Here is a 25532-nt window from a genome sequence, read left to right on the forward strand (position 1 = left end):
CGTCCCCTCCCGCCTTACGCTCAGGAGTGGCCGTCGAACTGGAAGTTGCCGGCCGCCAGGGCGGAAGTCTTGACGCCCAGGAGCGTCAGGGTCTCGCCGCCGCCGAGCGCGATCTCAACATTGTCGCCCTTCTGCGCCATGGCGTCCTTGACGTCGCCGAAGTCCTCGAGCTTGAGGCCCTTCAGGTCGATGAAGTCGCCGCCGGACCCTGGCTTGAAGTCGGCGATGGTGTCGCTGCCGTGGCCCTTCTCGAACACGAAGCTGTCGCGGCCGGCACCGCCGAACAGCAGGTCGTCGCCGCCACCGCCGTCGATGACATCGTTGGCCTTGCCGCCGGTGACGATGTTGGCCATCCCGTTGCCGGTCAGCGAAGCCTTGCCGGAGCCGATGAAGGTCAGGTTCTCGACATGGTCGGGCAGCTTGAAGTTGGTGACGGTCAGGACGGTGTCGATGCCGCCGCCGGACTTCTCGACGACCGTGTCCTTCCAGGTGTTGACCACGTAGGTGTCGTCGCCGTTGCCGCCGGTCATCTTGTCGGCGCCCGCCCGGCCGTCGATCCTGTCGTCGCCGTTCGTGCCTTTCAGGGTGTTGCCGGCGCTGGTCCCCGCGATGGTCTTGGTCGGGGAGTCGCTCTCCGCCCAGGCGCCGGTATCCTTGTCGGCCGGCTTGCCGGTGCCGGTGTCCTCGGGCGCGGGGGCGACGGCACCGTCCGTCTTGGAACCGGACTCCGACTTGACGCCGGTGCCGGCCGCCGGCTTGCTGCCGCCAACCTTGTTGCCCGAGACGACGAAGCCGGAGGACTGGCCGGCATCCGGCTTGAAGAAGTTCGAGCTGGCGACGCTGTTGTCGATCACCTTGTTATTGAAGGAGTTATAAGTGAAGTGCCCCTTCTGCTTGTGCGCCGACGAGCCGACCGGGTCGCTGAACGAGTTGTCCTCGACCAGGTTGCCGTTGGCGCCGGTGAAGTGCAGGCTCTTGCCGTCGATCTTGGCGGTCACGACGTTGTGGTGGACGTGGACGTTCTTGGCCTCGAAGCCCTTCCACTCGTCCGGGAACTCCCGGTTGAAGCGCGAGCTGCCGACGCCGCCGACCTTGATGCCGATCGCGGTGTCGATGTCGAACAGGTTGTTGGCGACCTCTACGTTCTGCGAGCCGGCCTTCAGCGTGATGCCGGTGTACTTCGCCTCGCCCTTGATGGTGTTGTTGGCATAGACGACGTTCTTGACCGAGACGTTGTCGATGGCTTCCTGGCGCCAGTTGCCGTCGATCGTGTTGTTCGTCACCAGCACGTTGTTGGCGCCCTGGAACAGCTTGAAGCCGTCCTGGCCCTTGCCGGTGATGGTGTTGCCCTCGATCAGCAGGTTGTGGGGCGGGTTCTTCCACGGTCCCCAGATCTTGAAGCCGCCGATGTCGCCGCTCTTGGTGTTGGAGACGACGTGGAAGTCCTTGATCGCGACGTTGCTGATGCCGTTCGCGGTGACCGTGGCATTGCCCGATCCGCCGACGATCTTGGCGGCGCCCTTGCCGTCGACGGACTCGATGACGATCGGCTTGTCCTCGGTCCCGTGCAGGCCGCTCAACTTGATGTTTTCGTTGTAGGTTCCGGCCTTGACCTTGATCATCGTGCCGGGGTCGGCCTTGTTGACCGCGGCTTGGATGGTCTTCAGCGGGGAGCCTTCGGAACCGTTGCCGGAGTTGTTGCCTTTATTGGAAACCCAAATGACTTTGGAGGGGTTGAATCCAGAAAAAATATCGGCGACTTTGCGGGCTGTAGGCATCTCAGATTCTCTTCATTTGTGTCGGGTGTTTTGGGCGCAGTTTCGGCTGCATTACTTGGAATTATTGCAGTCAATCCTTAATCCATCTTTACCCCGGCTGTGATAAAAAAGCGTTCTGCGCTCTCTGGTAGGTACAGTTATCAGTGAAGAGCGCGTGGGTAGTCCTCCGTTTCATCCAGCCCTCTGGACACGGGATTGGTCGTCGACACGATCTCGCGATATTGGACGGAAAACAGATAGATTTTCTCGCCAATCGGAGATGATTGTTTGAAGGGGGATCTCGGGTCGGGAACGCGACCGGGTCGCGGACCGTCATGACCATCGCTTGACCGATCGGGCCTGGAAATCATTCGACCGGAGACAATGTTACGCGACAGGCACCAGGACCTCACTTTCATTCAAATCGCACTGATTCATCGGCTGCGTGCCGATAATTGGCAAGGTTTCACACGCTCTCCCAGTGTATTACTGGAGAGCCTTCGCTGAACTCATGACATTAGGGGTGTTTTCTTGTCGGCGAGTTAACTTGCCCGCAAATTACAGGCATTTGGCCGTCGCGCCTGCGCAAAAAACCCGTTTGGAAATCCGACAAAAGTGGGACTTCCGGTATGGCAGAGTTGGGATTTCGATGGGGCGGCCGGGATGTTTCCGGTATTTTTTTCGGTATCCCGCCGGCACGCGCCGTTTCACCTCTTGAAACAACAGGAGCGGCTCGCAACTATTCCCGCTCCCCGAACGATACGGCGATTACAGCGCTCGAATTCATCGCCACCGGAGCTGGTCGGCGGTGTCCCGGAGGTCCAGCCAGCGCGACCGGTAGGCGCGCAATCCGGGCAGATCCAGCGACGGCGGCTTCTCGAAACAGACCTGCACCGGTGCCGTCCGCCGGACATGGTCGGCGAGCAGCGCCGCTCCGGCCGCGGCCCCGCGGGCTTCGGAATTGAGCAGGGTCTGGCCGCCCGGATGCCGGGAGCGGCGCAAGGACGACACGAGGCCGGAATAGAGCGGATCACTCGCCAGGGCGCCGTCCAGCACCGCCAGCCCGTCGCTGCGCAGGGCGTCCAGGCACCCGTCGGTCAGCAACGCCGCCCGGATCACCTCGAGGGCGCGCCTCTCCGCGGGCGTTCCGCCGGCGCCGGGGGAGGGCAGGACGCCGGCCTCGATCAGGCGGTTGGCCACCGAGAGGTCGGCGGCCCGGCCATCCGTGCGGGGAAACTCCCGGCCGCCGGCCGGAACCGGCGCCCCGGCCAGCGGCCGGCCCTCCACGTCGGCGCCGCAGGTCATGCCCCGCTCTTCGTCCAGGCCGGCGGGATCGAAGCCGTCGGCCAGGCCCAGGATCTCCGTCCCCGCCGAGACCACGGCGATGCCGGCATGGCCGGCCGCCTGATATCGGTAGAAATTGGCGCTGGCGCGGTGCAGCCCGGCCAGCACGTCGAGATCGGATGGCAGCCCGAAGCGCTGGGCCAGCTCGGGACGCAGGCGCCCGACGGGGGCCCAGGCGGGCGCCATGGGCGGCATCAGCCGGTCCCAGGCCTGCGCCCTGGCGACCGCGGTGAAACGCCGTTCCCGGACGTTCCAAAGGTGCGACTGGGCGCCCAGCGCGGTGATCTCGGAAACGGCGGACCCGCCCAGACGCCACGCCCAGTATTGCGGCAGGCCCAGGAACCAGCGCGCCCGTCCGAAGGCTTCGGGGAACTCGTGCTCCAGCCAGAGCAGCTGGCCGGCGAAGGAAATCGTCCCCGGCGTGACCGGGCCGCCGCGCTCCCCGCGGGGATCGGCGATGTCGGCATAGGCGAGCGCCACCTCCGCGGGCAGCGGCTGGCCGGGGTCGATCATCGGGGCGGCGGGACCGTCCTCGGTGACCAGCACCCCGCCGGCGCCGCAGGCGACGAAGGCGCCCAGGGCATGGCGGGCCGACAGGGCGCGCAACCCGTCCAGCAGCCACGCCTCCAGCCCGGCCAGGTCGTAGTGCCGGTAGGGCGGGCCGTCATGGGCCGGGTTCGGCGCGCGGATCGTCTCCAGGATGGTGCCGCGGCGGGTCGCGACATTCAGCCTCACGTCGGTCCCGCCGATCTCGAAGACGGCGACGCACGCGTTGTTGTCGTCCCTCACGCCCTGCATCCCCCTCTCAAAAGCCCGCCCTCCTGGAAGCCTGATGCGGGCCGGCGGCGCCAACCCCGACCGCGGCGGGAAGCCGGTTCTCGGGAACTTTCCCGCGTTATACTCCTATATATAGATCAATCCTTGCTCGATCCTTGATGGATCCTTGCTTTCACGCCCCGGCCTGACGGGGACGGGCCACGTCGTTGATGCCGTCCAGATCGGGCGCCTGCCCGTAGCTCATGCGGCGCATCTGCTCGATCACCCGCGCCATCTCCTCGTCCGGCAGCACCGGGGGCTCGCCCAGCGTCAGGGCGTGGACATACATGCGCGACAGGGTCTCCACCTCGTTGGCCAGCCACAGGGCGGATTCCAGCGTCTTGCCCAGCGAGATCTGGCCGTGCTGGCCGAGCAGGCAGGCGAGCCGGCCCTCCAGCGCCTCCAGCGCGTAGTCGGAAAGCTGCTGGGTCCCGAAGGTCGCATATTTCGCGCACCGGATCGTGGTGCCGCCGGCCACGCCGGTCATGTAGTGGAAGCTCGGGATCGTCTTGTGGTGGCAGGCCAGCGTGGTCGCATAGATGGAGTGGCAGTGCAGGACCACCTCGATGTCGGTGCGCTGGCGCAGGATGTCTCGGTGGAATCGCCATTCCGACGACGGCCTGCGCCCGACATAGGTGCCGTCGAATGCCATCTCGACCAGGTCGTCGGGCTCCATCCGGTCGTAGGGCAGGGACGAAGGCGTGATCAGGAAGCCGTCGCCGAACCGGGCCGACAGGTTGCCGGCGGTTCCCTGGTTGATGCCGGTCGCGTTCATCCGCCGGCAGGTTTCCACCATCTCGCGGCGCAGGTCGTGGCCGTCGGTGTGCTGTGTCATCGCGTTTCCAGTCTCGTCGTTGTCGAAGATATCGTCGAGGTCGCCGGCACGCGGGCCAGCTCCAGCCAGCGGGCGCGGTAGTCCGCCAGGCCGGGCAGGTCCGGCTCGGGTGGTGTCTCCAGGGCTATGGGGACCGGCGCGGTCCGCCCGTCATGGTCGGCGAGCAGGGCCGATCCCGCTGCGGTGCCCTGCGAATCGAGGTTGAACAGTGTCTCGCCGCCGGGATGGCGGGTGCGGCGGAAGGCGGCCACCAGGCCGGCATAGAGCGGATCGCGCACGAAGCTGCCGTCCAGCACCACCAGCCGGTCGCTGCCCAGCGCGTCCAGGCACACGCTCGTCAGCAGGGCGGTATAGAGCACGGCGAGCGCCCGCCGCTCCGCCGGGGTTTCCGGCGGCGGGCCTGCGATGCGGCCGGCTCCGGCGCTGCCGGGGAACATCCCGTCCTCGTCGCCGAAGGAGGGCAGGGCCATGGTTCCGGCGGCGACCAGCCGGGCGACCAGGCCGGCGTCGGCCCGCTCGCCCGTGCCCTCGGTGCCGGCGACGCGGGAGAATTCGCGCCCGCCCATGGTCAGCGCGCCGGCCAGCGGGCGGCCCCAGGCGTCGGCGTTGCAGGTCATGCCGCGGGACTCGTCGAGGCGGGCCGGGTCGAAGCGGTCGCTCAGGCCGACGATCCAGGTGCCGGTGGAGACCACCGTCATGTCCGAGTGGCCGGCCGCCTGGTAGCGGTAGAAGTTGGCGCTGCTGTCATGGATCCCGGCCAGCACCTCCAGGTTCGCGGGCAGGTCCGCCGGCAGGCCGTGGCGCCGCGCCAGGTCGGGCCGCAGCCGTCCGACCGGCTTCCAGGCCGGGGCGAAGGGCGGCATCAGCCGTTCCCAGCCGCGCATCCCGACGAGGGCGGACGGGCGCCCTTCCGGCACGTTCCACAGGTGCGACTGGGCGCCCAGGATGGTCACCTCGGACACCGCCACGCCGCTCAGCCGCCATGCCCAGTATTGCGGCAGGCCCAGGAACCAGCGCGCCCGGGCGAAGGCGTCCGGAAACTCCTCCTCCAGCCACAGCATCTGCCGGGCGAGATGAGTCGCCCCCAGCATCACCGGGCTGCCGCGCTCCAGGTAGGGGCCGGCCATCCCGGCATAGGCGCGGTCGATCCGGCCGGGCAGGGGCTGCTCGTAATCCACCATGGGAGCGGCGGGGCCGTCCTCCCCCACCAGCACCCCGCCGGAGCCGTGGCCGCAGGCGACGAAGGCGCCGAGCCGGTGGCGGGAGGCGAGGGTGCGCAGGCCGTCCAGCAGCCATGCCTCCTGCCCGGCCAGGTCGTGGTGGCGGTAGGGCGGGCCGTCGCGGGTCGCGTTGGGCGTGGAGATCGTCTCCAGGATGGTGCCCGTGCGGGTCGCGACGTTCAGCTTCACGTTCGTCTTGCCGATGTCGAAGACCGCGACCCTGGTGTCGTGACCGTCCGTGTCGTTATCGTCCCTCACGCTCTGAATTCCTCCCTCAAGGCCCGGTAGAGCCGCCGGAACCGGACGAAGCCGTCGCCATAGGCGGCATGCAGGGCAGGGTCCGGCTCGGTGACGTCCAGCACCGGCGGCTTGACGCAGACGTCGGCGACGGCTTCCCCCGTCACCGCGATTCGGGCGAGGCGGGCGGCGCCGAACGCGGGGCCTGCCTCGCTTCCGGCATAGCGGGTGACCGGGATGCCGAGCGCCGAGGCGATGATCCGGGTCCAGAACGGGCTGCGGGCGCCGCCGCCGATGATCGCCACCCGGTCCACCCGGGTGCCCGCCGCCGCCAGGCAGTCCCGCGCCTCGCGCAGCGACAGGGCGACGCCTTCCAGCACCGCCTGCATCACGTCTGTCGGCCCCGTGTCCGGGGCCAGCCCGAACAGAACCCCGCGGGCGTGCGGATCGTCGTGGGGCGTCCGCTCGCCGGCCAGGTAGGGCAGGAACAGCAGCCTTCCGGGACCCCGGAAGCCGGCCTCGGTCCGCGCCAGCAGCTCCCCGATGTCGGGAGATCCCACCAGCCGCGCCGCCCATTCAACGGTGCTGGCGCCGTTCAGCAGCGCCGCCATCTGGAACCAGGTGTCGGGGAGGGTATGAGCGAATCCGTGGATCAGGGTCTCCGGCGCCGGCCGGTAGTCTCCGGTCGTCACGAAGATCTGGGCCGAGGTGCCGAGCGAGATGAAGGCGTCGCCATCGGCGATGGCGCCGATCCCGACCGCACCCGCCGCCGCGTCGCCGGCGCCGCCCGCCACGGCGATCTCCCGGCCGGCCAATCCCCACTCCCGCGCGATCGCCGGGGAGAGCGTGCCGGCCGGCTCGGTCCCCTCGGCCAGGCGGGGCATGTTTTCCGCGCCGAGCCCGCAGGCGGCGAGGAGGGCCGGCGACCACGTCCGCTCCGCCTCGTCCAGCAGCAGCGAGCCGGCGGCGTCGGACGGGTCGGTCACCGATTCGCCGGTCAGCTTCAGGCGGACATAGTCCTTGGGCAGCATCACGCGCCGGATTCGGCCGAACAGGTCCGGCTCGTGCCGCCGGACCCACAGCAGCTTCGGCGCGGTCAGGCCGGGCATCGCGGTGATGCCGGCGATCCGGCCCAGGCCGGGGACCAGCCTTTCCAGCTCGGCGCATTCCGCCGCCGCCCGGCCGTCGTTCCACAGGATGGCGGGGCGCAGCGGCCGGTCCGCGGCGTCCAGCAGCACGGCGCCGTGCATCTGGCCGGACAGGCCGATCCCGGCCACGGCGGCGAAGGCTCCGGGAGCCGCGCGTCGGAGCTCCGCCACGGCGTCCTGGGTCGCCCGCCACCACAGATCCGGATGCTGCTCGGACCACAGCGGATGCGGCCGGGAGGTCGCCAGGGGGACCGCCGCGGTCGCGAGCGGCGCCTGGGCGCCGTCCACCAGCACCACCTTGACGGCCGAGGTGCCGATATCGATCCCGAGCCAGGCGGCTCCGCCGGGCTCAGCCATTCCGGGCGCCTCCGGCCACCGGCCCGAAGCGGGGCGGGATCCGTGTCATGGGAAAGTCGCCGGCGGGGTACTGCTCGATATAGGCGAAACCCTGCTCGATCATGGCCTCCACGTTCTGGCGCATCATGGTGACGGGGAAGGGGAGGAACGCCGCGAACGGGTCCCAGTCGAAGCAGCCGATGAAGCGTCCCCGGAAGGCGGACGGCTCCAGCGACTGGAAGAACTGCACCGCCCCTTCGAAGGCGGTGATGGAGTTGACGAACAGCCCGGCGGGCATTCCGCCGAGCCTCGCACACAGCTCCTCCACCTCCTGGCGGGCGACCGGCGGCGAGTAGCCGCAGGGGTGGATACGGTCGTCATGCAGCGGCAGGCCGCGCGCGGCCAGCGATTCCCGGAACCCGGCGACGCGCTCCTCCGTCGCGTATTCGCCCGCGACTCCGCCCAGGAAATGGATCTCCTCCCCGGCGATCCCGCCGGACCCGCGATCGGCGGCGGCGATCTTGTCCAGCAGAACGTCGGTCAGCATGCGGGCGCCGCCCCGGTTGTCGCTGACCACGGACGGCGCGTTGGCGCCGGGCAGGTCGATGTTGACGCAGGGGATCCCGGCGGCATGGCACAGGTCGTTCAGCGGCTCCGGCCGGGATACGCCGACGATGAACAGGAACTCGACCTGATGGGACAGCAGCCGCTCGACCACCTCGCGCTCGGTCTCCGGCTGGCGCTGGGTGCTGACGACCATCGGGCAGAACCCGCGCGCCCGGGCGCCGGCCTCGAAGGATTCGGAAAGTCCGGCGAAGAAGCGGTTGCGGTAGTGCGGCATGATCATGCCGGCCAGGCCCGAGCGCGCCAGCCGCAGCCCGCGGGCCTTCATGTTGATGGTGTAGCCGATCTCCCGCGCCGCGCCGAGCACGCGCGTCGCCGTCGCCTCGCTGATGCGATAGCGCTGCCACGTGCCGTTCAGCACCATGCTGACGGTCGCCGGCGACGTTCCCGTGGACGTCGCGATGTCGTAGATGGTGGACTTCCGCCCCCGGTCCGACGCCATGCCGCGCTCTTCCTCCCCCGTGCTCCCGCTTGGTGGCCATTCCGGCCGCGGGTAACTCATGGGGAGCATGATAGAGCATCATGCCGCGCTTTGCTAAATGGATTTAGCGGTCAAGGGCGACGAACGCGGGAGGGTGCGCGCCCCGCGCACCCCGGGCGGCGGGACGCCGCCCCTCCGCCCGGCACCGTCCGGTCAGCGGACCAGCACCTCCGCGGCGTCCTTGGTCCGGGTCACGAGCTGGGCGGCCTGGTGGACCGCGGAGGAGATCTCGCGGATGTTGGCGGAGACGGTCGAGACGGCGGCCGAGGCGCTCTGCATGTTGGACGACATGCTCATGGTCACGGCGCTCTGCTCCTCCACCGCGGAGGCGGTGACGGTGACATGGTCGCGCACGGCCGAGATGGCGTGCCGGATCGTGTCGAGGGCGCCGACGACCTCGCCCGAGGTGCCCTGGATCCCGTCGATCTCCCGCGAGATCTGCTCGGTCGCCTTGGCCGCCTGGTTGGCCAGGTTCTTGACTTCGGAGGCGACCACGGCGAAGCCCTTGCCGGCTTCGCCGGCCCGTGCCGCCTCGATCGTGGCGTTCAGCGCCAGCAGGTTGATCTGCCCGGCGATGTTCTGGATCAGGCTGACGATGCCGTTCATCGCCTGGGCGGCGTTGGTCAGCTTCTCCGTGCTCCGGCCGGCGTTCACCGCGCGGTCGAACGCGTCGTCGGTGGCGGACCGGGACTTGGCCATGCTCTGGGATATCTCGGAGATGGAGGCGGCGAGCTGCTCCGCGCTGGCAGCGACCATCTGGACATTGTTGGAGGTCTCGTCGGCCGCCAGGGAGGCCGAGCGGGCCTCCGAGCTGGACCGTTCGACCGCTCCGTCGATCTCGCCGAAGTTCTCGTCGATCAGGACCTTGAAGTTCGCCAGCAGCTCGACCTGGGCCGTGATGTCGGTCGCGAACTTCACGACCTTGGTGACCTTGCCGTTGATGCCGAGGATCGGGTTGTAGGACCCCTCGATCCAGACGGGCTTGCCGTTCTTGCCGATCCGCTTGTACTGACCCGCCTGGTACTCGCCCTGCCGCAGGCGTTCCCAGAACTCCGCGTAGGCCTTGTTGCTCCTGTAGTCCGGCTCGACGAACGTGCCATGGTGGCGGCCCTGGATCTCCGCCAGCGTATAGCCCATCGCCTTCAGGAAATTGTCATTGGCCGTCAGGATTGTGCCGTCCGGCGAGAACTCGATCACCGCCTGAGCCTTGTTCACGGCGACGAACTGGGCCTCGTAATCCAGGTTCAGCAGGCGCTCCTTGGCGTCGGCCCATTCCACGACGAAGCCGATCCGCTGCCGTCCCTCGAACAGCGGGCTGACCTTCAGGTCGAACACGCGCTTGCCGACCCGGATGGTCGCGCTGTGCGGCTTTTCCAGGGCGGCCAGCATGGCGCGCTGGTGGCCGGGATTCTTGTGGAAGACGTCGATGTTGCTGCCGATCAGGGTGGCGACGCTGAAGCGCGGCAGTTCCTTCTTCAGGTCGTCCTCGGCTTCGCGCATCAGTTCGGCGACCGACGGGTTCATGTAGATGATGTTGAGGTCGCCATCGGCGATCATCACGTTGGAACGCAATGCGTCCAGGGCCGCGATCCTGGTGGTGAGCGCCTTGTCTTTCCTGAACAGGGTGAACATAGCCTTCAATCCTTTGATCAAACCGTATCTGTCTTGTCGATGGGAACGGAGCGGCAGGGTGCCGCCGCCGTCCGTGTCATGCGGCCTGGATGCCCGCGAGGAAGCGCTCGACTTCGGCGCGCAGCATCTCGGCCTGGTGCGCCAGTTCGCCGGCGGCTCCCAGCACCTGGCTGGCCGCGGCCCCGGTCTGCTGGGACGCCTGGTTGACCTGGGCCACGTTCCGCGACACCTCCCGGGTGCCCGCCGCGGCCTGGGTGACGCTGCGCGAGATTTCCGCCGTCGCCGCCGTCTGCTCCTCGACCGCCGCCGCTATGGTGGTCGAACTGTCGTTGATCTCGCGGATCGTGACGCCGATCCCCCGGATGGCCGTGACCACCGCGCCGGTGGCTCCCTGCATCGCGCCGATCTGGGCGGAGATCTCCTCGGTCGCCTTGCTCGTCTGGTTGGCCAGGCTCTTCACCTCGCTGGCGACGATGGCGAAGCCCTTGCCGGCCTCGCCGGCGCGGGCGGCCTCGATCGTCGCGTTCAGCGCCAGCAGGTTGGTCTGGCTGGCGATGTTGGCGATCAGGTCGACCACCTCGTTGATCTTCTGCGCGGCGTCGGCCAGGCCCTGCACCGTCGCGTCGGTCTGCGCCGCCTCCTCGACCGCCTGGTTGGCGATGCCGTTGGAGCGGGTAACCTGCCGGGCGATCTCCTGGAGCGAGCCGCTCATCTCCTCCGCCGCCGAGGCGACGGTCTGGACGTTGGTGGAGGTCTGCTCCGCCGCCGCGGCCGAAGCGGTCGCCTGGCGGTCCGTCTCCTCCGCGATCGCGGCCATGCACTGCGCCGTGCCGTCCAGTTCGGTCGCGGCCGAGGAGACGGTGCGCAGGATCGACGAGACGGAACTGTCGAACGCGCCGACCAGCCTCACGATCTCGGCGGCCCGCGCCTCCTTCCTCGCCTGCTCGGCCTTCTGCTCCTCGGCGAGCCGGTGGGCGGTGATGGCGTTCCGCTTGAAGACGTCGACCGCCTCGGCCATGGAACCGATCTCGTCCCGCCGCCCGACGCCGGGGATCTCGACCGCCCGGTCCCCGCCGGCAAGGCGACGCATCACCTCGGTCATCCGCACGATGGGTCCCGAGATCGCCCGGCCGCTCACCCAGGCGAGCGCCACCCCGAGCAGGAAGCCGGCGCAGGACAGGGCGATGATCAGCTGTTCAGTGAAGGAGATGAAGCCGGTCGTATCGGACTCCACCCGATGCTCCTCGTCGGCGGCGGTGTCGCGGACATGTGCGGCGGCGCCGGTCAGCGCGTTGCCGGCCTCGAACATCGGGCCGCTGATCTGGTGCTCGATCGCGCCGCTCAGCTCGACCACGCGGTCGAAGCTCCTGCGGTATTCCGCCGCCAGGTCGCGGGTCCGGGCCACGATGTTCCCGTAGGAGCGTCCGGCGGAGGCGGAAGACAGGGTGCTGAGCACCCGCTCCAGCCCGGCGAGCTGTTCCGCCGCCGCGTCGGCCGACGCCTTGTCATGGCGCGCCAGCATCTTGTTGGCGGCCAGCCGCGCCTTCAGCAGGGTTTCGAGCGCGGAACCGGTCAGCGTCACGGCGTCGCTGTTGCCGTCCTTGACCGCCAGGAGGCGCGTTTCCTCCAGGGCGCGCACGGCGGTGTTCCCGTCGGGATCCAGCACCTCGCGCACGAGCCTGTCCGCCTCGGTCTTCCAGGCGACGATGTCGTCGAAGCTCCGGGCGTAGGCGTCGAACTTCCGGAGGCTCTCCGTCAGGTCGTCCCTGAGGTCCTCCTCCGACACGAGGGTCAGGCCACGGTCGAGGCCGGCCCGCAGCCGCCCCATCGCGGCGCGCGCCGCTTCCGCCTGGTCGGCATGGCCGGTGATGGCGTATTCCCGGACGAACCGGCGGACCTCGCTCATGTCGCGCTCGACGGTCCGCGCCGTATCGACGATTTCGACCTTCCCGGCGTAAACGTGGAACGCATCGCCGACCATGACGAGCGAGCCGACGCTCTGGATGGACAGGGCGCCCAGGATGACCAGCACGGCGCCCGAGGCGATGCCGATCTTCGTTCCGACCTTGATGTTGTCGAAGGCCGCGCCGAAGCGGGATCCATGGACAGGCATGGTATTCTCTCCTTGGGAACGGCAGGGTCAGAAGGATTCGAGCAGGAAGCGCCGGTTGCGCCCCTGCACCGGCCGCGCGTTGTTCATGAACAGCGCCGCGAACTGGGCGATCTGGCTCGTCGAAGCCTCGATCGGGGTGGCGAACACGGTCCAGGTGACCCCCTCCGAGCAGGGGGGCGTCGTCAGCGACCCGGCATAGCGGAAGTAGGAGCGCGTCTCCGGCAGCAGGCCGGCGGGGTCGATCGCCCCGGCCGAAACGGCTTCGCCGCCGGCCTGCGTCGGCATCACGTCCCAGAGGGGCTTCAGCGCGGGGTTGGCCGACCCCGGAGTGATGAAGACCGCGACGACCGCGATGGCCCCGGCCGCCGACTTATGGACGAAATGGCACTCCATCTGGAACGGCTTGCCCGAGAGCAGATGCTCCGACGGGTGGTGGAAATGGAACTGCGCGAGGTCGTAGCGGGTGCCGCCGATGATGCTGTGGCAGCCCGGCCCGCAGTTCGCCTGGACCGTGTGGCCGTTGTTGACGACGGTGACGGGAACCTGGGAGAAGGAGATGTCGAGCTGTCCTACTTCGGCCCGGATCGCCCCGTCGATGTCGATCGGCGTCTGTTCCAGGCCCAGGGAGCAGGAGCGGAACTCGGGCGTCAGCTCGCCCCAGTGCTCAGGACCGTCGGCGCCGCCATAGGACCAGTGGGGCGAGGCGTTGCCGTGGGCCGGTTCACCGGCCCGGGCAACCGCGGCGCAGATCGGGCAGGCGGCGATCCCGCCGGCCGTCAGATGCCGCAACAGGGTACGGCGGTTCAAAGGGGCGGATCCAGGCATCATCTCCTCCAGGCAGCCAGGGCGTCGCCGGCGGACTGCGTCCGGGCCCCGTTGGACCCGGGTCTCCCCCGGCGTGTTCGGAGGGCGACGTCCGGGAAACCTTCCGCGGCGAAGCCCACGCCGCGCGGAGAAGCGAGATCGATACCAACCCGCGTTAGCTCTTTGGGGTTATGACCAAAGTGAAGAAACGGCTCTGGAGCGCCGTTCCGGCGTGATTCTTAAGATTAACGGGCATTCACCACACGGCCGATAAGGCATTTTGCGAAAACTTTTTTTTTCAATGCGCGAATCCGGGGCTTGGCGCGGGTTGAATTCTTCCCCGATCGGTAGATTTCCCTGCATTTTGCGAAACGAGGCCGGCCGCGGATCGTTACCCCGGGAGACTTTCCAGGGAGGCAGGCTCTTTGGAGGTGCCCTCAGAACTGCATTGACCGTTTTGCTGAATGGATTTAGCTTTCAGCCGCCAATGAATATCCGGCAACAGGCCGGAAGCCACAGGAGGAGGAAACATGACCCGCAGGATCGGTCGCCGGCTCGTGCTCGCCGGCGCCTTCGCGGCCACCCTGACCGCCACGGCCCTGACCTCGGCGGCCTTCGCCCCGGCGGCCCACGCCGCGGAGACCCGCATGGGCGTGGTCGTCAAGATCGGCGGCATTCCCTGGTTCAACGCCATGGAGGCAGGCATCAAGCAGCGCGCCAAGGAACTGGGAGTGGACGCCTTCATGGTCGGCCCGACCAGCGCCGACCCGGCGCTGCAGGTCCGCGCGGTCGAGGACCTGATCGCCCAGCGCGTCGACGTGATCGGCGTGGTGCCGAACGACGCCGAGGTGCTGGAACCGGTGCTTCAGCGCGCCCGCGACGCCGGCATCAAGGTGATCACCCATGAATCGCCCAAGCAGAAGAACGCCGACTGGAACTTCGAGCTGGCCTCGGTCGAGGGCTTCGGCGACGCCTATGGCAAGATGCTGGCCGACCGGCTGGGTGGAAAGGGCAAGTACGCCGTCTTCGTCGGCTCGCTGACCGTGCCGCTGCACAACGCCTGGGCCGATGCAGCCATCGCCTACATCAAGCAGAACCACCCGGAGATGGAGCTGGTCGGAGAGCGCTACGGCGTCGCCGAGAACGTGGACGAATCCCGGCGCACCGCGCTCGACCTGATGCGCGCCCATCCCGACCTGAAGGGCTTCCTCGCCTTCGGCAGCCAGGGTCCGATCGGCGCCGCCCGCGCCGTCAACGAGCGCCGCAAGGGCGGCGAGGTCGCGGTGCTCGGCCCGTTCTCGCCGGGGCAGGGGCGTCGGCTGGTCCATGACGACGTCCTGACCGGCGGCTTCATGTGGAACCCGATGGAGGCCGGCAAGGTCTTCGTGACCCTGGGCGACATGCTGGCCAAGGGGCAGGAGATCAAGGACGGGATGGAGATCCCCGGCCTGGGCGAGGTCAACCCCGACTTCGCCGAGCGCAACATCATCGTCGACCGGCTCGTCGAGCTGAACAAGGACACGGTGGACGAGCTGGCCGAGCTCGGCCTCTGACCCTTCCGGTACCGTTCTGGAAAGCACATGCTTCTTCGACTTGAGAACGTGTCGAAGGTGTTCGGCGGCGTGAAGGCGCTGCAGAACGTCTCCTTCGACGTGGCGGCCGGCGAGGTGCTTTGCCTCGCCGGGGAGAACGGGTGCGGCAAGAGCACGCTGATCAAGATCATCAGCGGCGTCTACCGCCCCGAGCCCGGCGCCACCCTGCTGTTCGACGGCAAGCCGATGGACGGGCTGACGCCGGGGCAGGCCCGCGCGCTCGGCATCCAGGTGATCTGGCAGGACCTGGCCCTGTTCCCCGAGATGTCGGTGGCGGAGAACATCGCCTTCGAACGCAATCTCGGCGGCGGGCCGCGGCTGGTGAACTACGCGGCGATGCGCGAGGCCGCGGCCGGCATCCTGGGCCGGCTGGGCGTGACGCTCGACCTGGACCGTCCCTTGCGCGAGCTGTCGATCGCCCAGCGCCAGGTGGTCGCCATCTGCCGCGCGCTGATCGCGGACGCCCGGCTGGTCTTCATGGACGAGCCGACCGCCTCGCTCAGCCAGGCGGAGACCGACGCCCTGCTGGCGATCGTCCGCCGGCTGTCTGCCGACGGCATCGCCGTCGTGTTCGTCAGCCACCGGCTGGCCGAGGTGCTCGACGTCTGCGGCCGGGTCACCGTGCTGCGCGACGGCCGCAACGTCGGCACCTTCCCGACCGAGGGCATGACCCAGACCCGCCTGACCGAGCTGATGACCGGCCAGACCTTCGACCAGGCGGTTCGGGCCGCCGACCGTTCCGGCAACCCGCCCGTGCTGGAGGTGGCGGGGCTGACCCGGCGCGGCGAGTACGAAGACGTCTCCCTGACGGTCCGCCGGGGCGAGGTCGTCGGCATCACCGGGCGGCTGGGCGCCGGCCGGACCGAGCTGGCGCTGTCTCTGTTCGGCATGACCCGTCCCGACGCCGGGGAGATCCGCCTGGACGGCAAGCCGCTCCGCCTGCGCTCCAACCGCGACGCCATCGCCGCCGGCATCGCCTACGTGTCGGAGGACCGGCTGTCTCTCGGCCTCGTCCAGCCGCAGTCGATCGCCGACAACACGGCGCTGCCGGTGCTCGACCGGCTGCTGGGGGCCGGCCGGCTGCTGTCGGATCGGAAGAAGTCGGCGCTGGTGTCCGAATGGGTCCGGCGGCTGGCGGTCAAGATCGGCCGGCCGGAGGACGCCGTCTCCACCCTGTCCGGCGGCAACCAGCAGCGCATCGTGCTCGCCAAGTGGCTGGCGACCGAACCCAAGGTGCTGATCCTGGACTCGCCGACGGTCGGCGTCGATGTCGGCGCCCGCGCCGGGATCTTCTCGATCGTCCACAAGCTCGCCGAGGAGGGCATGGCCATCCTCCTGATCTCCGACGAGATCCCCGAGGTCTATTTCAACTGCGACCGCATCCTGCACATGCGCGACGGCCGCCTGATCGACGAGTACCTGCCGGGAGCGGTCCCGATCGACCGGATCGAGAGCCATGTCCATGCATAGTTTTCCGTTGCCCCGGATCGGCACGACCGAACGCTGGCTGATGGCCGTGATCGCGCTGATGTGCCTGTTCCTGGCGCTCACCACCGACAGCTTCTTCACGCTGGTGAACCTGTTCGACCTGCTCAACATCAGCGCCGTCAACGTGATCTTCGCGGCCGGCCTGCTGGTGGTGCTGATCGCCGGCGGCATCGACATCTCCTTCGCGGTCGCGGCGTCCGTGGTGCAGTACCTGACCGCCATCACGGTGGAGCAGTTCGGCGGCGGCAACTGGGCCGTGGGGTTCCTGGTGGCGTCGTTCTACGGCTTCGCGCTGGGGGCGCTGAACGCCACGCTGATCTGGCGGTTCCGCATCATCTCGATCGTCGTGACCATCGCGACCTTCAACCTGTTCTTCGGCGCGCTGATGTTCTTCACCCAGGGCGTCTCGATCTACGACCTGCCGGACTGGTGGCTGGACCGCATCATCCTGGTCGAGTTCGATACCGCCATCGGCTTCGCCGAGCTGACCCTGCCGGTCGCCGTCATGATCGTGGTGGTCGCCGCCACCTGGTTCCTGATCCGAAGGACCACGCCGGGGCGACAGCTCTACGCCATGGGCGACAATCCGGAAGGCGCGAAGCGGGTCGGCATCAACATCGCCGGCATGCATTACCTGGCCTATGGCTGGCTGGGCGTCACCGCCGGCATCGCCGGGCTGATGCAGGCCCACTACGCGCAGGAGGTCGTGCCCAACGCCCTTTACGGCCGCGAGCTGGACGTGCTCGCCGCCGTGGTGCTGGGGGGAGCGCGGCTCGGCGGCGGGCGCGGGACGCTGCTGGGCGCCTTCCTGGGCGTGGCGCTGGTCGCCATCACCCAGAACGGCCTGAACCTGCTGGGCGTCTCGCCCTATGCCTTCAAGATGATCGTCGGCGCCGTGATCCTGGCCGCGATCACCCTGTCGGGCAGCGGCATGACCGCCCTGCTCGGCAGCTTCCGCACCCGGCCCGACAGGGCGCCGGAAAGGGCCGCATCATGAGCAGGACCACCACGAGCCCGTCCGCCCGCACCGCGTCGCTCGGCGGCCGCCTGGCGGCGCTGGTCCCGGTCGGCGAGATCGGCGGGCTGCTGCTGTTCCTGGCCCTCGTGGTCACGGGGTTCAGCCTGGCGACCGATCTCTTCCTGACCGGGCCGACCTTCGCCTCGATCGCTTTCCAGCTTCCGGAACTGGGGCTGCTGACCCTGGCGATGCTGATCCCGATCCTGTCCGGCGGCCTGAACCTGGCGATCACCTTCACGGCCAACATCTCCGGCCTGGTGCTGGCCTGGGTGCTCCAGGCGAACGGCGGGGCCGAGGCCGGCATGGCCGCCTTCCTCCTGGGAGCCGCCGCGGCGGTCGCGGCCGGGGCGCTGATCGGCTGGGTCATGGGCGCGATCATCGCCTATACCGGCGCGCACCCGATCCTGGTGTCGCTCAGCATGATGATCTTCCTGCGGGGGCTGGGCGAGTTCCTGACCCGCGGCGGCGACGTCTCGGGCTTCCCGGAATTCGTCCGGGAGATCGGCCACGGCTGGTTCCTGGGCATTCCGGTGCCGCTGTGGCTGCTGATCGGCTGTGTCGCCCTGTGGCACCTGCTGCTGAGCCGCACCCGCCTGGGCCTGACCATCTACATGGCCGGGTCCAACATCGAGGCGACCCGCTATTCCGGCATCGACACCCGCCGCACGCTGATGCTGGTCTATACCCTGTCCGGCGTGATGTGCGGCATCGCCGGCGTGCTGATGCTGGCCCGCTTCAACTCGGTCCGGGTCGGCCACGGCGAGGCTTATCTGCTGATCACGGTGCTGGCCTGCTTCCTGGGCCGGGTCGATCCGTTCGGCGGCTTTGGCCGGGCGCTGCCGGTGGCGCTGGCGCTCCTGATCCTCCAGGTGATCGCGTCCGGCCTGAACCTGCTGGGGGCCAACCAGCACCTGGCGACCGCCCTGTGGGGCGTCTTCCTGATCCTGGTCATGGTGATCCGCTACCTGTGGGCCGGCCGTTCGGCCCGGCGGACCTGACCCTTCCCACCCGATACGTTCCCAAGGAGACCGACATGCAAGGATTCGGCGTTCACACCAGCCTCTGGTCCCTCGACTGGACCCGCAAGGCCGCCGAACTGGCGATCCCCGAGGCCAAGCGCTACGGCTTGGCCTTCGTCGAGATCGCGCTGCTCGACCCGCCCGCCGTCGATGCCGAGCACACGCGCAAGCTGCTGGAGGAGCACGAGCTGACGGCGGTCTGCTCGCTGGGCCTGCCCGACGACAGCCGGCCGACCAACAATCCCGGCAAGGCGCTGGAATTCCTCACCATGGCGCTGGACAAGACCGCCGCCACGGGTGCCAAGGCGCTGAGCGGCGTGGTCTACGGCTCGATCGGCGAGCGCACCGGCAAGCCGCCGACCGATGCCGAGCTGGACGCGGTCGCCTCGGTGATGGAGAAGGCGGCGGCCCACGCCCGCAAGCTGGGCCTGGAGCTTGGCCTGGAGGCGGTCAACCGCTACGAGAACCACATGCTGAACACGGCGGACCAGACCGTCTCCCTGCTGGAGCGGATCGGCGCGCCCAACGTGTTCGTCCACCTCGACACCTACCACATGAACATCGAGGAGAAGGGCGTCGCCAACGGCATCCTGCGCGCCCGCGAACACCTGAAATACATCCATCTGTCCGAGAGCGACCGCGGCGTCCCCGGCACCGGCACGGTCGCCTGGGACGAGGTGTTCGGCGCGCTCGCCGCGATCGGCTTCAAGGGCGGCATGGCGATGGAGAGCTTCATCGAGCTGCCGCCGCAGATCGCCACCGCCCTGTCGGTCTGGCGCCCGGTCGCCCGCGACCGCGAGGAGGTGCTTGCCGACGGCCTGCCGTTCCTCCGCAACAAGGCCCGGCAGTACGGGCTGATCCAGTAGACGGGCTCGCCGGTCGTGACCGGTTCGCCGTAGGTCGGCCTCGGCCGAAGGCCGACGCCGACAGCTTGGCCGAAGCGTAGATCCAAGGCGTCGGCGTTCGCCCTGCGGGCGAAGGCCGACCTGCGGCGACAGCCTGCCGGGCGTGGTATGGATAGTCCATTCCCGCCCAGGCGAAGAAATCGTTCCATCGGCTCTCGAAGCCGGATGCCTGCCGTCATTCCCGCCTCCATCCTGTTTCGCATGGACAGATCGGTATAAACTGATCGGCAAAACAGGGAGGGAACCGTGGCCGACGCCAGGATGCATGTCGAACCCCCGACCGAGCCGTCCCCGCAGCAGCCGCCCAGGCCGGCCCCCTTCAGCGCCGCCGAGATCGGGGCGCTGGCGCATCTCTACCGGGGGGAGCTCTACCGCAGCACGGTCTGGCGGACGCGGCTGGACGCCACCACCAACTGGGCGGTGGTGACCACCGGGATCGCGCTGACCCTGACCTACAGCAGCGCCTCGGCGACGCCGCTGCCGCTGGTCCTGGTGGGGCTGCTGGTGGCGGTGTTCCTCTATATCGAGGCGCGGCGCTACCGTTTCTTCGACTTCTGGCGCATCCGTGCGCATGTGCTGGAGGTCAACTTTTTCGGGCCGATCCTGCGCGGGCAGGGGGTGCGGACCGACAACGGCTGGAACGAGATCCTGTACCAGGACTACCGCTCCCCCAACCTGCACATCACCTTCCTGGAGGCGGCCGGGCGGCGCCTGCGCCGGAACTACGGCTGGATTTTCATGATCCAGGTCGTGGCCTATGTCGGCAAGCTGCTGATCCACCCCATGCCGATCACCCGGCTGGACGAGCTGTTCGTCCGCGCCACCATCGGCCCGGTTCCCGGCCAGCTCGTCCTGCTCGCCGGCGTCATCTTCCATGCCGGCTGGATCGCCATCGCCATCCATACCTCCCGGAGCCGGCGCGGAGCCGACCGGGTCCACCCGCCCCGCCCGCCGGTCGACCGTATCCTCCAGCTCGCGCGCGGCACGGAGTGATCAGGCACGTCCGGCGACTCCGAGTCAGAACCGGCCGGAACGCAGATATACGAACCAGTAGACCAGCGCCACGAGCATTCCGCCGCCGACGATGTTGCCGGCCGTCACCGAGGCCAGGACGCGCAAGAAGCTCGATAGCGTGATGTCGGCGGGCTGCCGGTCTATCAGGATCCAGAAGTCCGGTTGCGCAAAGAGGTCGATCAGCACCGCGGATGGCAGATAGAACATGACCGCGATCGCATGTTCGAAATCGAGCACGTAGAACGCGGTGACAGGCAGCATCAGCGCCATGATGCGATCCGTGGTGGTGCGGGCGCTGTAGGTGAGCCACACGCCCAGGCAAAGCAGGGTATTGCCCAGGATGCCCAGCACGAACCCGTCCGATGGGCTCAATCCGCCGATCTGCGCGGCCGTGCCCAGCAGCCCGGCGCCGACGCTGCCCTCCATCTGCGCGTGCTGGCCGGCCAGGATCAGGAGCGTCGCGGTCGATACGGTGCCGATGAAGTTGCCGACGAACACGATGCCCCAGGCCCGCAGCAGCCGGACGGTCGTCAGGCGTCCGTGCGCCCAGGCCATGACCATGAGGTTGTTCGTGGTGAACAACTCCGCTCCGCCGACGATCGCGAGCACATAGGCCAGCGAGAACGTCACGCCGCCGGCCAGCTTCACGAGCCCCGGGGAGGATGCGGCATCGGCGCCCGCGGTCACCGCCGCGGCGAACGTGGCGCCGAATGCGACGAAGGCACCGGCCAGGATACCCAGCACGAGAAGGCTGAGGGAGTCCTGCTCCGCCTTCTCCGCGCCGATCCGCTCGGCCCGTTTCGCCATCTCCTTCGGCAAGAGGGCGTCGATCCGACGCGGCTCGGCGCGTCCGTCCCGGTGCCCGAATTCCATGGGAAGAATCTCCGGATCATCGCTTCTCGGGGCGCCCCAACGGCGCATCGGGCTGCGGGCCGCCGGCTCAGTGGGCCATCAGGACCGGAACTTTCATATGGCTCAGGATATGCCGCGTGGCGCCGCCCAGGATCCATTCCCTCAGCCATGATCGTCCATAGGCCCCCATGACGACCAGATCGGCCCCCTCGCGGGCCGCCGCGGCCAGGATGGCGCTTCCCGCATCGGTATCCTCGACCCCGATCGGCTCGATGGATGCCGGAGCCCCGTGCGACGAGATCGCCCGCTTCAGATCCAGTGCCGGCCACCGCGTGACGGAAGGGTAGGAGGCGCGCCCCCGGCCCTGGAGAACCAGGACCCGCTCCGCACGATCGATGAAGGGCAAGGCGCCGTGCAGGGCGGCGGCGGCCTGCCGGCTTCCGTTCCAGGCGACGACGATCGACCGGCCAACCGTGTCGAACCTGCCGGCATTGGGGACGATCAGGACGGGGCGGCCGCTCGACAGGACGCAGGTTTCGGGAACGTCGAAACCCACTTCGTCGGAGACCAGGTCCGTCTGCTCGACGATGGTGAGGTCGTGATACCGGGCGGCCACGCTCAGCACCTCCGCCGCGTCGCCTTCGGCCACCTGCCAGTCGCAGGGCACTTCCGCCGCCTCCGCCAATGCGCGGAACCGCCGCTCGGCCTCGGCGGCGAGCGCGTAGGACCGCTCGATCCGGGCGGCGGATGCGCCGCCCTCGCCGGGGAACAGGAGCTTCAGCATCGACACGTCCCGCAGCGTCGAGATGCCGGTCAGGCGGGCGCCATGGGCCTTCGCGATGGCAACGGCGGTCGCCTCGTGCGGGGACGACGTCTCCAGCGGCTTCACATGCACGAGAATGTTCCGGAACATCTTCTCCTCCTTTTTTGGATTTTATCAGGCCGGGCGACAGGGTCCCCCCGGCGATGCGCGGATCAGCCCGCCAGGGAGGCCGCGCCGGCATCCTCCAGCGGCGTCGTGCTTTTCAGCGGAACCGTGAGCACGCCTTCCAGGATCGCACGGCGATGCGGTCGCGGGTAAGAGCGTCCAGCCCCGCCGCGGTGCTCTCCAAGTTCCGCAGGACCAGGCGGGCATCCATGCGGGCCGCCAGGGGGGGCGGCCTGAGCGACGGCCCGGTCGCTTCGGGGCGACAGATCTGATGCGACGAGAAAGACCTTCATGAAGAACGGCTCCGGCTGACGGTATCGGGCGGCGCGACACGCCCCCAAGACATCAGCTTCCAGTTCTGTCGGCTTTGACCTGGATCAAGGCATTTCAAACCGGCTCTGTCACCATCAACCGCCATGATCCAACCTGAACCCGCCCCGAACCATGCTTACGAAACCCCTTCTGACCGTGCAGGAGGTTGCCGACCTTCTGAAGATTTCCGATGACACCGTGCGCGAGTGGATCCACGACAAGTCCCTTCGCGCCATCAAGTTCGGCCGGGAATGGCGCATCGTCGTCCGGGATCTGGAAAGCTTCCTGAACGCCCGCGCCAACCGCCCGGAAACCGACGGCTGATACGCTTAACCGTCAGCAACGGCCGCCGTACGGCAAGCCCGTCTCGAAGGGGCTGGCCGGGAGGGGCATGTCCGTGCTCGGCGTCGACTTCTATCCCGAGGCCATGGTTCGATGGCGCGGCCTGCCGGGCCGGGCCGGTACGGCGATGCGAGCGACCCGGATTTGCGGTCGAGCGCATCGCCGACGCCCCGCCTAAACGAGCCGGCGGCGCATACGTACCGGCCGGGCGCTCTACGCCGCCACCATCGGCCGCCCGCGGGTGATCCGCTCCACGGAATTCGCGAAGTCCCCGGCCGCCGATCCTTCGTCGAACTCGACATGCATTCCGCCCTCGTCGGTGTCCCGCACCGTGATGCCGATGCCGGTGCCGTCGCGGAGGTCCAGGCGGCCGATGGTTCCGACCGCGGCAGTGCCGCCGGCCGACAGCAGGGCGCCGGCGGCGGAAAGGTCGAGGATGCGGGCCTGCCGCGCCGAGCCTCCCAGGGTCACCGTGCAGGGCTCGTCCACCCGGAAGCGGATCATGCGGCGGCGATCGGTCACGGCGGTCGAGGTGCGGACCACGCGGACCAGCGCGGCGCGCAGGTCGGCGGTGGCGTGGGCGACCTCGCCCATGCCGGCCTTGACCTGCACCGCCTGCCGCCCGGTCTCGGACGCCTCGTGCGAGACGTCGGCGATACGGGCCGAGACCTCCTGGGCCGCGACCGAGGTCTGGGCGACGCTCCGGCTGATCTCCCGCGTGGCGGCCGACTGCTCCTCCATCGCGGCGGCGATTCCCCCGGAGATCTGGTCGATCTCCGCGATGGTGGCGCCGATCCGCTCCACCGCGTCCACGGCCGTCCCGGTCGCCGCCTGGATCTCGGCGATCTGGCGGGTGATCTCCTCGGTGGAGCGGGCGGTCTGGTTGGCCAGGTTCTTGACCTCGCTCGCGACCACGGCGAATCCCTTGCCCGCCTCCCCGGCACGGGCGGCCTCGATGGTGGCGTTCAGGGCCAGCAGGTTGGTCTGCCCCGCGATGTCCTGGATCAGGTTGACCACGTCGCTGATCGACGCCACCGCGTCGGACAGCGAGCGGATCGTCTCCTGGGTGTGGCGTCCGTCCTCGACGGCGCGGCGGGTCACGGCGCCGGCGGCGGCGACCTGGGTCGTGATCTCCTGGATCGAGGCCGAGAGCTGCTCGGTGGCGGCGGCCACCGTCTGAGCATTCGCCAGGGCCGCGTCGGCGGCCGACGACACGCTTCCCGCGTTGAGGCTGACCCGCTCCGCCGATGCCGCCATGCCGTCCGCATCAGCCGCCATGGAGCCGGTGCGCACCGCGACCTGCTCGACCGCGTGCCCGGCCTCGCGCTCGACCGTCTCGGCCATGGCGAGCAGGGCGGCGACCCGGTCGGCCTCCGCCTTGCGGTCCAGCTCCGCCCGCGCCTGGACGCCGTAGAGCAGGTGCGCCCACATGGTCCGGAGCTGGGCGGTGACCCGCCGGAACTCGCGCGTGCGGGGCAGGTCGATGCGATGGCCGGCGTCGCCCGCCGCGATCGCCTGGAAATGGACCTCCAGCCGGCCGACCGGCCGCTGGATCGCGCGGACGAGGCCGAAGGCGAAGAGGGCGGTGATCGCGATGCACAGGGCGACCAGTCCGACGACCGCCTGGAAGCGGATCCTGAAGCTTTCCTGCGCGCTCCGGGTCTCCGCCTCGGACACGCGGAGCTGGAGGTTGATCAGTTCCGCGAGCTTCTCCGTCACGGGATCGATCGTCTGGTACAGGCGCGACCTGACGAACTCGTCCAGCCCGGCCGCTTCGCGCGCCGCCAGCAGCCGGGCGAGTTCCTCGACCGCCGTGTCGGCGACCGCCATCAGGCGCCGCGCCTGCTCGACCAGGGCCGCTTCCTCGGCGGTCAGCGACGTGTCGAGGTAGGTCTGCCAGAGGCTCCTGATCTCGCTCCGGGCGGTCGCGACGGAGGCGGCTGCCTCGTCCCATCCGAAGTTGCCGTTATTCACCTTGTGCGAGGCATCGACCACCGAGACCGCATAGGCGTCGGAGATCCGCTTGAGGTCGCGGAGCGGCACGACCCGGTCGGCATAGACGGTCTGGAGCCTGCCGTTCGATCCCTCCATCCCGCCCAGGCCGAGCCAGCCGACCGCGATCATCATGGCGATGATCAGCGCGAAGGATGCCGTCAGGCGCACGCGCAGGCCATGCCACGCGGAGGCGGCGCGGGCCGCCATGCCGGTCCCGACGATCTCGCCCTCCTGCACCGCGATGGTGCCGGCGCCGTCGCGCAGGGCCGCGTAATCCGCCTCGGCCCGTGCGACCTCTTCGCGGGTCGGCCTCGACCGGATCGACACGTAACCCGTGACCGCGCCGCCCTCGACCACGGGCGTGACATTGGCTCGCACCCAGTAATGGTCGCCGGATCGGGTCCGGTTCTTGACCATCCCTTCCCAGGATCGCCCGGCCTTGATGGTCCGCCAAAGATCGGCGAAGGCGTCGGCAGGCATGTCGGGATGCCGGATGATGTTGTGGGGAGCTCCCAGCAACTCCTCCTCGGAGAAGCCGCTTATCTCCGAAAAGGCGCGGTTCACGAAAGTTATCGTGCCGGCAAGATCGGTGCGGGACACGAGGAGCTGTCCATCCGGCAAATCGACTTCCCGACCCGTCACATTTGCTTGCAGGGGCAATCCACTTCACTCCCTGGAGTTCAGATATGACGTAATTATGGCTAAATTTCTTAATAATGA

General features: G+C 68.8%; 19 protein-coding genes. 7 read left to right on the forward strand and 12 right to left on the reverse strand.

The features are described from left to right. Nucleotides 1-20 precede the first annotated feature (20 nt). The 9 genes from JL100_RS36620 to JL100_RS33515 form a co-directional block, all read right to left on the reverse strand. Complete coding sequence (locus tag JL100_RS36620) at nucleotides 21-1778, reverse strand: right-handed parallel beta-helix repeat-containing protein (protein ID WP_202682956.1); 1758 nt, start codon at nucleotides 1776-1778, stop codon at nucleotides 21-23. A gap of 762 nt (nucleotides 1779-2540) precedes the next feature. Beyond that, nucleotides 2541-3899 (reverse strand): FGGY family carbohydrate kinase, encoded by a 1359-nt coding sequence (locus tag JL100_RS33480; protein ID WP_407697059.1) that lies wholly within the window; start codon nucleotides 3897-3899, stop codon nucleotides 2541-2543. A 151-nt stretch (nucleotides 3900-4050) separates the two neighbouring features. Continuing rightward, nucleotides 4051-4752, reverse strand: coding sequence for a class II aldolase/adducin family protein (locus tag JL100_RS33485; protein ID WP_202682958.1), 702 nt, complete (start codon nucleotides 4750-4752; stop codon nucleotides 4051-4053). Next, nucleotides 4749-6230, reverse strand: coding sequence for an FGGY-family carbohydrate kinase (locus tag JL100_RS33490; protein WP_202682959.1), 1482 nt, complete (start codon nucleotides 6228-6230; stop codon nucleotides 4749-4751). The genes JL100_RS33485 and JL100_RS33490 overlap by 4 nt, the downstream gene beginning before the upstream one ends. Continuing rightward, nucleotides 6227-7714, reverse strand: coding sequence for a xylulokinase (gene xylB / locus JL100_RS33495; RefSeq protein WP_202682960.1), 1488 nt, complete (start codon nucleotides 7712-7714; stop codon nucleotides 6227-6229). The genes JL100_RS33490 and xylB overlap by 4 nt, the downstream gene beginning before the upstream one ends. Beyond that, nucleotides 7707-8759 (reverse strand): LacI family DNA-binding transcriptional regulator, encoded by a 1053-nt coding sequence (locus JL100_RS33500; protein ID WP_202682961.1) that lies wholly within the window; start codon nucleotides 8757-8759, stop codon nucleotides 7707-7709. The genes xylB and JL100_RS33500 overlap by 8 nt, the downstream gene beginning before the upstream one ends. A gap of 192 nt (nucleotides 8760-8951) precedes the next feature. Then, nucleotides 8952-10430, reverse strand: coding sequence for a methyl-accepting chemotaxis protein (locus JL100_RS33505; protein WP_202682962.1), 1479 nt, complete (start codon nucleotides 10428-10430; stop codon nucleotides 8952-8954). A gap of 76 nt (nucleotides 10431-10506) precedes the next feature. Continuing rightward, nucleotides 10507-12543: a methyl-accepting chemotaxis protein gene (locus JL100_RS37035; RefSeq protein ID WP_228421726.1), complete on the reverse strand. Its 2037-nt coding sequence runs from the start codon at nucleotides 12541-12543 to the stop codon at nucleotides 10507-10509. 27 nt (nucleotides 12544-12570) lie between these two features. Then, nucleotides 12571-13368 (reverse strand): carbonic anhydrase, encoded by a 798-nt coding sequence (locus tag JL100_RS33515; protein ID WP_228421728.1) that lies wholly within the window; start codon nucleotides 13366-13368, stop codon nucleotides 12571-12573. A gap of 509 nt (nucleotides 13369-13877) precedes the next feature. On the opposite strand from JL100_RS33515, the gene JL100_RS33520 reads away from it, so the two are divergent. The 6 genes from JL100_RS33520 to JL100_RS33545 all read left to right on the forward strand — a co-directional run bounded on the left by JL100_RS33520 (nucleotide 13878) and on the right by JL100_RS33545 (nucleotide 20362). Further along, nucleotides 13878-14900 (forward strand): autoinducer 2 ABC transporter substrate-binding protein, encoded by a 1023-nt coding sequence (locus tag JL100_RS33520; RefSeq protein WP_202682964.1) that lies wholly within the window; start codon nucleotides 13878-13880, stop codon nucleotides 14898-14900. A 27-nt stretch (nucleotides 14901-14927) separates the two neighbouring features. Beyond that, nucleotides 14928-16409, forward strand: coding sequence for a sugar ABC transporter ATP-binding protein (locus JL100_RS33525; RefSeq protein ID WP_202682965.1), 1482 nt, complete (start codon nucleotides 14928-14930; stop codon nucleotides 16407-16409). Continuing rightward, on the forward strand, nucleotides 16402-17424 hold the full coding sequence (locus tag JL100_RS33530; protein ID WP_228421757.1) for an ABC transporter permease: 1023 nt from the start codon (nucleotides 16402-16404) through the stop codon (nucleotides 17422-17424). The genes JL100_RS33525 and JL100_RS33530 overlap by 8 nt, the downstream gene beginning before the upstream one ends. Further along, nucleotides 17421-18443 (forward strand): ABC transporter permease, encoded by a 1023-nt coding sequence (locus JL100_RS33535; protein ID WP_202682967.1) that lies wholly within the window; start codon nucleotides 17421-17423, stop codon nucleotides 18441-18443. Before JL100_RS33530 ends, JL100_RS33535 begins: the two co-directional genes overlap by 4 nt. A 35-nt stretch (nucleotides 18444-18478) precedes the next feature. Further along, the gene (locus JL100_RS33540) at nucleotides 18479-19330 is read left to right on the forward strand and encodes a sugar phosphate isomerase/epimerase family protein (RefSeq protein WP_202682968.1); all 852 of its coding nucleotides are present in this window, start codon (nucleotides 18479-18481) and stop codon (nucleotides 19328-19330) included. 285 nt (nucleotides 19331-19615) lie between these two features. Next, the gene (locus tag JL100_RS33545) at nucleotides 19616-20362 is read left to right on the forward strand and encodes a DUF2270 domain-containing protein (protein WP_407697060.1); all 747 of its coding nucleotides are present in this window, start codon (nucleotides 19616-19618) and stop codon (nucleotides 20360-20362) included. Between the two features lie 24 nt (nucleotides 20363-20386). Here JL100_RS33545 and JL100_RS33550 read toward each other — a convergent pair whose 3' ends face one another. Together JL100_RS33550 and JL100_RS33555 are read right to left on the reverse strand one after the other, a co-directional pair. Then, nucleotides 20387-21256 carry a formate/nitrite transporter family protein gene (locus tag JL100_RS33550; protein ID WP_202682969.1) on the reverse strand — a complete coding sequence of 290 codons (870 nt, stop codon included), beginning with the start codon at nucleotides 21254-21256 and terminating at the stop codon, nucleotides 20387-20389. A 67-nt stretch (nucleotides 21257-21323) separates the two neighbouring features. Further along, on the reverse strand, nucleotides 21324-22148 hold the full coding sequence (locus JL100_RS33555) for a universal stress protein (protein WP_202682970.1): 825 nt from the start codon (nucleotides 22146-22148) through the stop codon (nucleotides 21324-21326). Nucleotides 22149-22607: 459 nt separating this feature from the next. Here JL100_RS33555 and JL100_RS33560 point away from each other — a divergent pair, with 459 nt between their 5' ends. Beyond that, nucleotides 22608-22799, forward strand: a complete 192-nt coding sequence (locus JL100_RS33560) for a helix-turn-helix domain-containing protein (protein ID WP_202682971.1) — start codon at nucleotides 22608-22610, stop codon at nucleotides 22797-22799. A gap of 231 nt (nucleotides 22800-23030) precedes the next feature. Here the strand turns inward: JL100_RS33560 and JL100_RS33565 are convergent, their stop codons facing one another. Then, nucleotides 23031-25412 (reverse strand): methyl-accepting chemotaxis protein, encoded by a 2382-nt coding sequence (locus tag JL100_RS33565; RefSeq protein WP_228421730.1) that lies wholly within the window; start codon nucleotides 25410-25412, stop codon nucleotides 23031-23033. Nucleotides 25413-25532 lie beyond the last annotated feature (120 nt).

It is taken from the genome of Skermanella mucosa (assembly GCF_016765655.2).
Classification (GTDB): domain Bacteria; phylum Pseudomonadota; class Alphaproteobacteria; order Azospirillales; family Azospirillaceae; genus Skermanella; species Skermanella mucosa.

Bases quoted from the DNA above. Each gene is read 5' to 3' on its own strand.
- JL100_RS36620 (WP_202682956.1), bottom strand. From the start codon at position 1,778: ATGCCTACAGCCCGCAAAGTCGCCGATATTTTTTCTGGATTCAACCCC.
- JL100_RS33480 (WP_407697059.1), bottom strand. From the start codon at position 3,899: ATGCAGGGCGTGAGGGACGACAACAACGCGTGCGTCGCCGTCTTCGAG.
- JL100_RS33485 (WP_202682958.1), bottom strand. From the start codon at position 4,752: ATGACACAGCACACCGACGGCCACGACCTGCGCCGCGAGATGGTGGAA.
- xylB (WP_202682960.1), bottom strand. From the start codon at position 7,714: ATGGCTGAGCCCGGCGGAGCCGCCTGGCTCGGGATCGATATCGGCACC.
- JL100_RS33500 (WP_202682961.1), bottom strand. From the start codon at position 8,759: ATGGCGTCGGACCGGGGGCGGAAGTCCACCATCTACGACATCGCGACG.
- JL100_RS33505 (WP_202682962.1), bottom strand. From the start codon at position 10,430: ATGTTCACCCTGTTCAGGAAAGACAAGGCGCTCACCACCAGGATCGCG.
- JL100_RS37035 (WP_228421726.1), bottom strand. From the start codon at position 12,543: ATGCCTGTCCATGGATCCCGCTTCGGCGCGGCCTTCGACAACATCAAG.
- JL100_RS33515 (WP_228421728.1), bottom strand. From the start codon at position 13,368: ATGCCTGGATCCGCCCCTTTGAACCGCCGTACCCTGTTGCGGCATCTG.
- JL100_RS33520 (WP_202682964.1), top strand. From the start codon at position 13,878: ATGACCCGCAGGATCGGTCGCCGGCTCGTGCTCGCCGGCGCCTTCGCG.
- JL100_RS33525 (WP_202682965.1), top strand. From the start codon at position 14,928: ATGCTTCTTCGACTTGAGAACGTGTCGAAGGTGTTCGGCGGCGTGAAG.
- JL100_RS33530 (WP_228421757.1), top strand. From the start codon at position 16,402: ATGCATAGTTTTCCGTTGCCCCGGATCGGCACGACCGAACGCTGGCTG.
- JL100_RS33535 (WP_202682967.1), top strand. From the start codon at position 17,421: ATGAGCAGGACCACCACGAGCCCGTCCGCCCGCACCGCGTCGCTCGGC.
- JL100_RS33540 (WP_202682968.1), top strand. From the start codon at position 18,479: ATGCAAGGATTCGGCGTTCACACCAGCCTCTGGTCCCTCGACTGGACC.
- JL100_RS33550 (WP_202682969.1), bottom strand. From the start codon at position 21,256: ATGGAATTCGGGCACCGGGACGGACGCGCCGAGCCGCGTCGGATCGAC.
- JL100_RS33555 (WP_202682970.1), bottom strand. From the start codon at position 22,148: ATGTTCCGGAACATTCTCGTGCATGTGAAGCCGCTGGAGACGTCGTCC.
- JL100_RS33560 (WP_202682971.1), top strand. From the start codon at position 22,608: ATGCTTACGAAACCCCTTCTGACCGTGCAGGAGGTTGCCGACCTTCTG.